This window comes from Kosakonia cowanii JCM 10956 = DSM 18146 (genome assembly GCF_001975225.1).
Taxonomy (GTDB): domain Bacteria; phylum Pseudomonadota; class Gammaproteobacteria; order Enterobacterales; family Enterobacteriaceae; genus Kosakonia; species Kosakonia cowanii.
Genome location: NZ_CP019445.1, coordinates 2,738,704 through 2,750,847, shown reverse-complemented (window position 1 = coordinate 2,750,847; position 12,144 = coordinate 2,738,704). Strand labels below are relative to the sequence as shown.

Below are 12,144 nucleotides of genomic sequence, written 5' to 3'. Positions count from 1 at the left end.
ATGACTCTGATGCAACTCAACACGCTGCCTGAACGCATCCGCGCGCATAAACAGGCGCTGATCTCGGTTGTAAAACCGCCGATCTGCACCGAACGTGCGCTGCACTATACGCAGATTTACCAGCAGCATATGGATAAGCCGCTGCCAGTGCGCCGCGCGCTGGCATTAGCCCATCACCTGGCGCAGCGCACAATCTGGATCAAACATGACGAGTTGATTATCGGCAACCAGGCAAGCGAAGTACGCGCCGCGCCGATCTTCCCCGAGTACACCGTTTCCTGGATTGAGAAAGAGATTGATGAGCTGGCAGATCGCCCCGGTGCGGGCTTTGCGGTCAGCCAAGCGAATAAGCGCGTTCTGCATGAAGTCTGCCCGTGGTGGCGCGGCCAGACGGTGCAGGATCGCTGCTACGGCATGTTTACCGACGAACAAAAAGCGCTGCTTGCGAGCGGCATTATCAAAGCCGAAGGCAATATGACCTCCGGCGATGCGCACCTGGCGGTGAACTTCCCGCTGCTGCTGGCAAAAGGGCTGGATGGCCTGCGTGAGCAGGTGCGCGAGCGCCGCACGCGGATTGATTTGACGCAGCTTGACGATCTGCACGGCGAGCAGTTCCTGAAAGCGATTGATATCGTGCTTGAGGCCGTCAGCCTGCATATTGTGCGTTTTGCCGACCTTGCGCGCACCATGGCGGCTGACGAGTCGCGCGAAAGCCGCCGCGACGAACTGTTGGCTATCGCCGAGAACTGTGAGCTTATTGCCCACCAGCCGCCGCGCACCTTCTGGCAGGCGCTGCAACTCTGCTACTTTATCCAGCTACTGTTGCAGATTGAATCCAACGGCCATTCCGTGTCGTTTGGTCGAATGGATCAGTATCTCTACCCCTTCTGGCGTCGCGATGTCGAGCTGCAACAGACGCTACACCGCGAGCAGGGTATTGAGCTGTTGCAGAGCTGCTGGCTGAAGCTGCTGGAGGTGAACAAAATCCGCTCCGGCAGCCACTCGAAAGCCTCGGCGGGCAGCCCGCTCTACCAGAATGTCACCATCGGCGGGCAAATGTGGCACAACGGCCAGATCCATGACGCGGTTAACCCGCTCTCTTACGCCATCCTCGAATCCTGCGGGCGGTTGCGCTCCACCCAGCCCAACCTCAGCGTGCGCTATCACGCCGGAATGAGTGACGATTTTCTCGACGCCTGCGTGCAGGTGATCCGCTGCGGGTTTGGCATGCCGGCGTTTAATAACGATGAGATTGTCATTCCGGCCTTTATCGCGCTGGGCGTGGAGCCTGCCGATGCTTACGACTACGCGGCGATTGGCTGTATCGAAACCGCCGTCGGCGGTAAATGGGGTTACCGCTGCACCGGCATGAGCTTTATCAACTTCGCCCGCGTGATGCTGGCGGCGCTGGAGGGCGGGCGTGACGCCACCAGCGGCGAGGTTTTCCTGGCGCAAAAAGAGGCGCTGTCGGCAGGCAACTTCCGCCATTTTGATGAGGTGATAGAAGCATGGGACCGGCAGATCCGCTACTACACGCGCAAATCAATCGAGATTGAGTATGTTGTCGACACTATGCTTGAGGAGAACGTGCCGGATATTCTCTGCTCGGCGCTGGTCGACGACTGCATTGAGCGGGCGAAGAGCATCAAACAGGGCGGCGCGAAGTATGACTGGGTCTCCGGCCTGCAGGTGGGCATCGCCAATCTTGGTAACAGCCTCGCGGCGGTGAAAAAGTTAGTGCTTGAGCAGTGCCTTATCGGCCAGCAGCAGCTGGCCGAGGCGCTGGCGGCAGATTTCGACGGCCTGAGCCACGAACAACTACGCCAGCGGCTTATCAACAGCGCGCCGAAGTATGGCAATGATGATGAGAACGTCGATGCCCTGCTGGTGCGCGCGTATCAGACCTATATCGACGAGCTAAAGCAGTATCGCAACCCGCGTTACGGGCGTGGGCCGATTGGCGGCAAATACTACGCCGGTACCTCGTCGATCTCCGCCAACGTGCCGTTTGGCGCGGCAACCATGGCCACGCCGGACGGGCGCAAAGCCCATACGCCGCTGGCAGAGGGGGCAAGCCCGGCCTCCGGCACCGACCATCTTGGGCCGACGGCGGTGATAAACTCAGTGGGCAAACTGCCGGTTGGCGCGATCCTCGGCGGCGTGCTGCTTAACCAGAAGCTCAACCCCTCGACGCTTGAAAATGACGGCGACCGGCAGAAGCTGATGGCGCTGCTGCGCACCTTTTTTGAGGTGCATAAAGGCTGGCATATTCAGTACAACATTGTCTCGCGCGAGACGCTGCTCGCCGCGAAGCAGCACCCGGATCAATATCGTGATTTGGTAGTGCGCGTCGCCGGGTATTCAGCGTTTTTCACCGCCCTGTCGCCGGATGCGCAGGACGATATTATTGCCCGCACCGAACATACGTTGTGATGTTAAGGTTAGAAACCATTCCGCTTTAACCAGGTATTTCGAATCGCAGGAAGGCGGCAAGGTGGCGCATCCCCGGGAGTTTACAAAAAGTAAATGACCGGGGTAAGCCATCGCCGCCAACACACCTGCGGCTCGAAAGAGGACGGTTAAACTTTCGAATGAAATAAAATTTGTGTAACTCATCACATTCTCTCTAGAATGTTGCTCCTCGTTATGACATTCAGGAGCGCTATATATGACCGTCAAAGTTATCGTCACTGATATGGACGGAACTTTCCTTGATGACGCCAAAAAGTACGATCGCACGCGGTTTATGGCGCAATTCGAGCAACTCCAGCAGCGCAATATCGAATTCGTGGTTGCCAGCGGCAACCAGTACTACCAGCTCATCTCCTTCTTCCCGGAGCTTAAGGATCGCATCTCCTTCGTCGCCGAAAACGGCGCGCTGGTCTACGAACACGGCCAACAACTGTTCCACGGCGAACTGACCCGCCACGAATCCCAGGTGGTGATGGGCGAGCTGTTAAAAGGCGGCGGCCTGAACTTTGTCGCCTGCGGGCTTGAAAGCGCCTATATCAACGAAGCCGCGCCGCAAGAGTTTGTCGATCTGATGGCGGAACACTATCACCGCTTAAAGCCGGTGCGCGACTTCACGCAGATTGACGATACGCTGTTTAAATTCTCCCTGAATCTGCCGGACAGCGAGATCCCGGCGCTGGTTGATGAACTGCACACCTCGCTCGACGGGATTATGAAACCGGTAACCAGCGGCTTCGGCTTTGTCGATCTGATTATCCCCGGCCTGCATAAAGCCAACGGTATTTCGCGTCTGCTCAAGCGCTGGAACCTCTCCCCGCAAGCGTGTGTGACGCTGGGCGATAGCGGAAACGACGCCGAAATGCTGCGCATGACCGACTACTCTTTCGCCATGGGCAACGCCACCGACGCGATTAAAGCCATTGCTCGTCACCAGACCGATGACAACAACCACCACGGCGTGCTGAATGTGATTCAGGCGGTGCTGGATAACACTGCCCCGTTCGACCGCTGATCCCCCTGCCGACGCCCCGCCGTCGGCACTCTCCCTCGGCCTTCTCCCGCTTTGTGCAATCCATCAAGTTTTTAAACTTGCATTAACTTATTTTTAACTTAGATTGTCATTTGTAATCTTAATTACTTTCGAATGAAAGAAAGAGGTGCCTATGACGTTTACCCATGAAACCCTTCCTGCCGACCACAAAACCGCCATCCGCCAGATGAAACAGGCGCTGCGGGCGCAAATTGGCGATGTACAACAGCTGTTCGATCAACTCAGCGCGCGTATTAGTGAGCGCGTGGAGGAGATTAAGGCGATAAAAGCCCGCGGCGAATCTGTCTGGCCGCAGCTTAACTATGCCGATCTCGCCAACGGACGCGTGACCGAGGCACAGCGCGCGTTGATCAAACGTCGCGGCTGCGTGGTGATTAAAGGCCATTTCCCGCGCGAGCAGGCGCTGGGCTGGGATCGCGCGATGCTCGACTACCTGGCGGAAAACCATTTTGATGAGGTCTATAAAGGCCCGGGCGACAGCTTTTTCGGCACGCTGGAGGCTTCGCGCCCGGAGATCTACCCGATCTACTGGTCACAGGCGCAGATGCAGGCGCGCCAGAGCGATGAAATGGCGGCCGCGCAATCTTTCCTCAACCGGCTGTGGCGGTTTGAGAGCGAGGGGCGCACGTGGTTTAACCCCGATGTTAGCGTCATCTACCCGGATCGCATTCGCCGCCGCCCGCCGGGCACCACCTCGAAAGGGCTGGGGGCGCATACGGATTCCGGCGCGCTGGAGCGCTGGCTGCTGCCGGCCTATCAGCGCGTCTTTGCCAACGTCTTTAACGGCAAACTGGATCAATATGATCCATGGGATGCGGCGCACCGCACCGAGGTGGAGGAGTACTCGGTTGAGAACACCACCAAATGTTCAGTGTTTCGCACCTTCCAGGGCTGGACGGCGCTGTCGGATATGATCGCTGGTCAGGGGTTGCTGCACGTGGTGCCGATCCCCGAGGCGATGGCCTACATTCTGCTGCGCCCGCTGCTGGATGATATCCCGGACGATGAGCTGTGCGGCGTGGCACCTGGCCGCGTGCTGCCGGTTTCAGAGAAGTGGCACCCGCTGCTGATGGAAGCGCTGAGCAGCATTCCTCCCCTTGAAGCGGGCGATTCCGTCTGGTGGCACTGCGATGTGATCCACTCAGTCGCCCCGGTGGAAAACCAGCAGGGCTGGGGCAATGTGATGTATATCCCCGCTGCCCCGCTGTGTGAGAAGAACCTGGCTTATGCCCGCACGGTGAAGGTCGCACTGGAGCAAGGCAGCTCGCCCGGGGATTTTCCGCGCGAGGATTATGAGCGCGACTGGTCAGGCCGCTTTACGCTCAGCGATCTGAATGCGCACGGTAAGCGCGCGCTGGGGATGGAGAGTTAAGCATCATACAGCCCGTCACCAGCCACGGCGGTGCGTCGCTGCCCCGGGCGTATCCGCCGCACCGACTCGCGCACTGCCAGCGTGCCGTTTAACAGCAGCGAGCCGGTCGGTGCCTGTGGGCGGATCAGGCGCTGCTGCAATAGCTGCACCGCTTCCGCGCCCAGCTCATCGCGCGGAACATGCACCGCGGTGAGCGGCACATCCTGAATTGCCGCGAGGTTAAAGGCGTCAATACTCATCACCGACACATCCTGCGGCACGCGCAAACCCCGCTGCAGCAGCGCCTGCACCGTCCCCTGCGCCATAAAATCGCCGCTGACCAGAAATGCGGTCGGCGGCGTTTTGTTTGCCGGATCGTCCAGCCACTCCGCCACCCGCAGCGCCGCCTCTTTGGCGCTAAAGCTGGGTACGGTGATGAGATCCCGTTTGCTGTTAAAACGCAGGTTCTGCTGCTGCCACGCTGCTTTAATGCCTGCGAGGCGCAGATCCATGGTGTAACGGCGCAGGCACATCACATTCACCACATCGCGGTGGCCCATATCAAAGAGATAGCGGGCAGCAAACTCGCCGATGGTGCGGTGATCCGGCGCAATCGAGGGCAGGCGCATACGCCCATCGCGGCAGTTGATCAGCACGCAGGGTTTGCCGATATCCGCCGCCAGCTCGTGAATATGGGTATCGTCAATGCCGAGCAGGATCGCCGCCTGGGTTTCGGCTGCATTCATACGCGCCAGAAATTCATTGGCATCGCTGTCCAGCTCCTCCAGCGCGCAGTAGCGCAGCCGCACGTCGTGAGGCTCCAGTGCCTTATTGATGCTCTGAATGACACGGTAGTAGAAGATATCGGAGCGCTCATCAAAGGCGCGCTGCGGCGCAAAGACAATCAGGTTATTGAGCAGCAGCCGTCCGGCGGCAATCCCCTCCATCACCCCCAGTTCACGGGCGCAGGCCAGCACCGCCGCGCGCGCTTTTTCGCTGGTGTTGGCTTTTCCCGCCAGCACCCGCGAAACGGTGCTGGTCGACAGATTTGTGCGCCGGGCAATTTCGCTGATTTTGAGCTTTTTATCCATTCTGTGATCTTGCTCCGTTTGTGAAATGGGAAAATTTTCATAGAGCAGAAAGCCTGATATTTATGGCTTCGATTGCAGTCTGCCGCAATATTCGGTCAATTGATGAGAATCCTTGCACAAAATCGACTTTAGCCGCGCTTTTTTCTCCCCTACGGTAAATGTGTCATACAACTTCCATACTAGTTGTGTGTGTTCTTAAGACAAAAACCAAGAAAAAAATCATCACGCGCGCCTGGCGGTATAACAACTTTTCACCCGGCCGCGATAACGCAACGTCCCTACAAAACGATGAGCGGAGAACACCATGAGCCAGGGGATTAACAACGACGTGGCGGCCACCAGCAGTCGCCGGATCTTCAAAAAATTACGCTGGTGGATGCTGGTACTCTTTCTGTTTGGCGTGACGGTGAACTACATCACCCGTAACTCGCTGGGCATCCTGGCACCGGAACTGAAAACCAGCCTCGGTATTACTACCGAACAATATTCATGGATTGTCGGCGCATTTCAGCTGGCGTATACCCTGTTCCAGCCGCTGTGTGGCTGGTTAATCGATGTGATTGGCCTGAAAGTGGGCTTTATGGTCTGCGCGATCATCTGGGCGCTGGCCTGTATGTTCCATGCTGGCGCAAGCAGCTGGATCCATCTGGCGATTTTGCGCTTTACCATGGGCGCGTCGGAAGCGGCGGCAACGCCCGCTAACGCCAAAACAATCGGCGAGTGGTTCCCGAAATCGGAGCGTCCGGTCGCCGCTGGCTGGGCGGGCGTCGGCTTCTCCATCGGCGCGATGCTGGCACCGCCAATCATCTACTTCGCCCACGCCTCGTTTGGCTGGCAGGGGGCATTTATGTTTACCGGCGTGCTGGCGCTGCTGTGGGTGATTTTGTGGTGGGCGTTTTATCACAACCCGGACAAGCACCCGAATCTGAGCCGCGAAGAGCTGGCCTTTATTCAGCAGGATAATGAGCCGCCAGCAGTGAAACTGCCCTTCCTTACCGCGCTGAAAAACGTATCGAAAAACAAACGCTTCTACGGCATCGCCATTCCGGCCTTTATGGCGGAACCGGCGTGGGCGGTGCTGAGCTTCTGGGTGCCGCTCTATCTGGCGAAAGAGCACGGCATGGATCTGAAACAGATTGCGATGTTCGCCTGGCTCCCCTTCCTCGCCGCCGATCTCGGCAGCGTCGCCAGCGGCTATCTCACCAAACTCTATACCCGCTGGTTCGGCTGCTCGCGCGTCAACTCGGTAGTTGCCAGTTCCCTGACCGGCGCGTTCCTGATGATCTCGCTGGCCATTGTTGCGATCACCCGCGATCCCTATATCACCATTGTGCTGATCTCGATTGGCGGCTTCGGCCACCAGATCATCTCCTGCATGTTGAGCGCGCTGGTGGTTGAGTCATTCGACAAAGGCCAGATGGCAACCGTCAACGGCATGCGCGGCTCGGCGGCGTGGATCGCCAGCTTCCTCTTCTCACTGCTGATTGGCGTTACCGCCGACAAGATTGGCTTCAACCCGCTGTTTATTGCCATGGGTTTCTTTGACCTGATTGGCGCTATTTTCCTGGTGGCATTTATTGCTGAACGTCGCGCAAAACGCGCCTGATTGTGGAAGTCTGCTATGAAAACGCTGAAGAACTGGACGTTACAAAAACAGAGCGCTCATCACGTTGAGCTATTGGTTGATGAGCAACATACGCTCTGCCTCTATGTGCTGGAAGCGAACCTGTTTCGCGTGCTGATTAAGCGCAAGGGCGAACTGGCGCTGGCGCGCACCTGGAGCATCGCGCCAGGTGAGGATGTGCCGTGGGAGGGGCGCAGCCGTGAGGATCTGAGCGGTTTTAGCCTGCCTGAGTGGAAGCTTGAACAGCAGCAGGAGACGCTGACCGTTGAGAGCGAGCAACTGCGAGTGACGGTGCACCAGCCGTTATGGCTGGAGTGGCACTACCGTAATGAAGCGGGCGAGTGGCAGTGGCTGGCAGGCGATCGCCCCACCAGCGCTTATCAAATCAATGCTCACGGTGACGGCGTGGCGCACTACCTCAGCCGTAAAAAGGAGGAGCGTTTCTACGGCCTCGGCGAGAAAGCGGGCAACCTGCAACGTACCGGCCAGCGCTATGAGATGCGCAACCTCGATGCGATGGGCTACAACGCGGCGAGCACCGACCCGCTCTATAAACATGTCCCTTTCACCCTCACCCGCCGGGATGATGTCAGCTACGGGCTGTTTTACGACAACCTCAGCAGCTGCTGGCTGGATCTCGGGAATGAGATCGATAACTACCACACCGCCTATCGCCGCTGGCAGGCGGAAGCGGGCGATATCGATTACTACATTTTTACCGGCGCGCGCGCGCTGGATGTCACCAAAGCCTTTGTGCGCCTGACGGGCAAAACCCTCTTCGGGCCGAAGTGGAGCCTCGGCTACAGCGGCTCGACCATGCACTACACCGATGCGCCGGATGCGCAAAACCAGCTGATGAACTTTATTCGCCTGTGTGAAGAGCATGCGATCCCCTGCGACTCGTTCCAGCTCTCATCGGGTTACACCTCGATCAACGGCAAACGCTACGTTTTTAACTGGAACTACGACAAAGTGCCGCAGCCCAAGGAGATGAGCCAGGCGTTTCACGATGCCGGGCTGAAGCTAGCAGCCAATATCAAACCCTGTCTGTTGCAGGATCATCCGCGCTATCACGAAGTGGCGGAAAAAGGGCTGTTTATCCGCGATTCGGAAAACCCCGGGCCGGAGCGCTCCAGCTTCTGGGATGACGAGGGTTCGCATCTCGATTTCACCAACCCGCAGACCATCGCCTGGTGGCAGGAGGGCGTGACCACGCAGCTGCTGGAGATGGGCATCGACTCCACCTGGAACGACAATAACGAGTTTGAAGTGTGGGATGGCGAAGCGCGCTGCGCCGGTTTTGGTCAGGAGATCGCCATCAAGCATATTCGCCCGGTGATGCCGCTCCTGATGATGCGCGCCTCGATGGAAGCGCAGCAACGTTTCGCTCCGGACAAACGCCCCTATCTGATCTCCCGCTCCGGCTGTGCCGGGATGCAGCGCTATGTGCAGACCTGGAGCGGCGATAACCGCACTAACTGGCAGACGCTGCGCTACAACACCCGCATGGGGCTGGGGATGAGTTTGTCCGGGCTTTATAACGTCGGGCATGATGTCGGCGGCTTCTCCGGTGATAAACCCGATGCCGAGCTGTTTGTGCGCTGGGTGCAAAACGGCGTGATGCATCCACGTTTCACCATTCACTCCTGGAACGATGACCAGACGGTGAATGAGCCGTGGATGTACCCGGCGGTGACGCCGGCGATCCGCAGCGCGATTGAGCTGCGCTACCGCCTGCTGCCCTATCTCTACACTCTGCTGTGGCAGGCGCATGCCGATGATGAGCCGATGCTGCGCCCGACCTTCCTCGATCATGAAAACGATGCGCAGACTTTTGAGGAGTGCGACGACTTCCTGCTCGGGCGCGATCTGCTGGTCGCCAGCGTCGTTGAGCCGGGTCAGCGCGAGCGTTCTCTCTGGCTGCCCGCCAATGAGAGTGGCTGGTACGATTTTTATACCGGAGCGTGGTACGCGCCGGGTCAGTGGGTGACGCTGGATGCTCCGCTAGAAAAATTGCCGCTGCTGGTGCGCGCCGGTGCCGGTTTACCGCTGAGCAACCGCATTCGTCATGTAGAGGCGAAAAGCGACACCTTCCGCGAACTGCAACTCTTCCCGCTGAAAGGCACCGGGCGTTCCAGCGGCCTGCTGTTTGAGGATGATGGCGAGTCGTGGGGTTATAAAGAGGGCAATGCGCTGTGGTTAAGCTGGGAGATGGTGTGCGACAGCGAAACCATTAACCTTGAGGTTACCGCGCGCGGCGATTACCGCCCGACGTGGCAGACGCTGAATGTCACCTTGCCCGCCGGGGAAAAACGCCGGTTAATGATTAACGGCGAGCCGGCAACGGCGTGGTCTTTCAGGTAAAAAAATGCCGGATGGCGGCTTACGCCTTATCCGGCCCACAAAAGCAGTAACAATCCCGTAGGCCGGATAAGCGTTTATGCGCCATCCGGCATCTGCTCCTTTGCCGGATGGCGGCTTCGCCTTATCCGGCCTACAAAGCATAGCGATCCCGTAGGCCGGATAAGCGTTTACGCGCCATCCGGCATCTGCTCCTTTGCCGGATGGCGGCTTCGCCTTATCCGGCCTACAAAAGCAGAGCGATCCCGTAGGCCGGATAAGCGTTTACGCGCCATCCGGCAATCCGTTCCTTTATCTGCTCAGCATTTACCTAAGTATTTCGCGTTGCAGGAAGGCGGCAAACCTGAGTATCCCCGGGAGCTTACTGAAGTAAGTGACCGGGGTACGAAGGTGCAGCCAACGCACCTGCGGCGTGAAAGACGACGGTAAAGACGGTAAATTTATTCGATACCTTTGGTACGCAGATAATCTTCATAGTTACCGGTGAAATCGACCACGCGCTGCGGCGTAATCTCAATCACGCGGGTTGCCAGCGAGCTTACGAATTCACGGTCGTGCGAGACGAAAATCAGCGTGCCCTGGTACATTTCGAGCGCCATGTTCAGCGATTCGATCGACTCCATATCCAGGTGGTTGGTCGGTTCGTCCATCACCAGAATATTCGGTTTTTCCATCATCAGCTTGCCGAACAGCATACGGCCCTTCTCGCCGCCGGAGAGTACCTTCGCCGGTTTCTTGATATCGTCCTGGCTGAACAGCAGACGACCCAGGATGCTGCGCACCGCCTGCTCGTCATCGCCCTCTTGCTTCCACTGGCTCATCCAGTCGAACACTGTCAGATCGTTATCGAAATCCGCCGCGTGATCCTGCGCGTAGTAGCCGATGCGGGCGTTTTCCGACCACTTCACCGTGCCGCTCTCAGGCGTAAGCTCGCCGACCAGCGTTTTCAGCAGCGTGGTTTTACCGACGCCGTTAGTACCGAGGATGGCGACTTTCTCGCCCACTTCCATCAGCATATTGAAGTTTTTAAACAGCGGGCCGTTATCGAAACCTTTTGTCACCTGCTCCACTTCCAGCGCGTTACGGAACAGTTTCTTATCCTGCTCGAAGCGGATGAACGGGTTCTGACGGCTGGAGGCTTTCACTTCGTCGAGCTTAATCTTATCGATCTGGCGGGCGCGGGAAGTTGCCTGACGCGATTTAGAGGCGTTGGCGCTAAAGCGGCTGACGAAGGATTGCAGTTCGGCAATCTGCGCTTTCTTCTTGGCGTTATCCGACAGCAGACGCTCGCGCACTTGGGTGGCGGCAGTCATGTATTCGTCGTAGTTGCCCGGGTAGACGCGCAGCTCGCCGTAGTCGAGATCCGCCATATGGGTGCAGACCATGTTCAGGAAGTGACGGTCGTGCGAAATGATGATCATGGTGCTGTCACGCTCGTTCAGCACCTGCTCCAGCCAGCGAATGGTGTCGATATCCAGGTTGTTGGTTGGTTCATCGAGCAGCAGAATATCGGGGTTAGCGAACAGCGCCTGGGCCAGCAGCACACGCAGTTTCCAGCCGGGGGCAACTTCGCTCATCGGGCCGTAATGCTGCTCTACCGGAATACCAACGCCGAGCAGCAGTTCGCCCGCGCGCGCTTCCGCCGAGTAGCCATCCATTTCGCCATACAGCACTTCGAGATCGGCCACTTTATAGCCATCTTCTTCGCTCATCTCGGCGAGGCCGTAAATGCGGTCGCGCTCCTGCTTCACTTCCCACAGTTCGGCGTGGCCCATGATCACCGTGTCGAGCACGCTGAAGGCTTCGAAGGCGAACTGATCCTGACGCAGCTTACCGATGCGCTCGTTCGGATCGAGAGAGACGTTACCCAGCGACGGCTCTAAGTCGCCGCCGAGGATTTTCATAAAGGTGGATTTACCACTCCCGTTCGCGCCGATCAGGCCGTAACGGTTGCCGCCGCCAAATTTGACGGAAATGTTTTCGAACAGCGGCTTACTGCCGAACTGCATGGTGACGTTGCTGGTGACTAACACGGCGATATCCTGAAATATGTGACAAACGCCATAGTATGCCACAATTCCGAATTAGATTCTTGCCCCCTGTCAGGCCGCTACACTGCAAACAACGGGAAAAAAGTGTGATTTCGTCAACATCTGAATTCCCTGGACGGGGGAATGCACATATAATGCGCTTC

At 57.9% G+C, this 12,144-nt stretch carries 7 protein-coding genes; 5 read left to right on the top strand and 2 right to left on the bottom strand.

Annotated elements, in window-relative coordinates; all coding sequences use genetic code 11:
- From BWI95_RS12950 to BWI95_RS12940, 3 genes are all read left to right on the top strand, one after another.
- Window positions 1–2,433, top strand: a complete 2,433-nt coding sequence (locus BWI95_RS12950; RefSeq protein ID WP_076769603.1) for a formate C-acetyltransferase/glycerol dehydratase family glycyl radical enzyme — start codon at window positions 1–3, stop codon at window positions 2,431–2,433.
- 235 nt (window positions 2,434–2,668) lie between these two features.
- Complete coding sequence (locus BWI95_RS12945; RefSeq protein WP_054804089.1) at window positions 2,669–3,484, top strand: Cof-type HAD-IIB family hydrolase; 816 nt, start codon at window positions 2,669–2,671, stop codon at window positions 3,482–3,484.
- 151 nt (window positions 3,485–3,635) lie between these two features.
- Window positions 3,636–4,895, top strand: coding sequence for a DUF1479 domain-containing protein (locus BWI95_RS12940; RefSeq protein ID WP_076769602.1), 1,260 nt, complete (start codon window positions 3,636–3,638; stop codon window positions 4,893–4,895).
- Here BWI95_RS12940 and BWI95_RS12935 read toward each other — a convergent pair.
- On the bottom strand, window positions 4,892–5,965 hold the full coding sequence (locus tag BWI95_RS12935; RefSeq protein ID WP_054804088.1) for a LacI family DNA-binding transcriptional regulator: 1,074 nt from the start codon (window positions 5,963–5,965) through the stop codon (window positions 4,892–4,894). The genes BWI95_RS12940 and BWI95_RS12935 overlap by 4 nt on opposite strands.
- 304 nt (window positions 5,966–6,269) lie before the next feature.
- Between BWI95_RS12935 and BWI95_RS12930 the strand changes: the two genes are divergently transcribed.
- Window positions 6,270–7,571 (top strand): MFS transporter, encoded by a 1,302-nt coding sequence (locus tag BWI95_RS12930; protein ID WP_023481536.1) that lies wholly within the window; start codon window positions 6,270–6,272, stop codon window positions 7,569–7,571.
- A 15-nt stretch (window positions 7,572–7,586) separates the two neighbouring features.
- Window positions 7,587–9,953, top strand: a complete 2,367-nt coding sequence (locus BWI95_RS12925; RefSeq protein WP_076769601.1) for a glycoside hydrolase family 31 protein — start codon at window positions 7,587–7,589, stop codon at window positions 9,951–9,953.
- 437 nt (window positions 9,954–10,390) lie between these two features.
- Here the strand turns inward: BWI95_RS12925 and BWI95_RS12920 are convergent, their stop codons facing one another.
- Window positions 10,391–11,983, bottom strand: a complete 1,593-nt coding sequence (locus tag BWI95_RS12920; RefSeq protein WP_023481823.1) for an ABC-F family ATPase — start codon at window positions 11,981–11,983, stop codon at window positions 10,391–10,393.
- Window positions 11,984–12,144 lie beyond the last annotated feature (161 nt).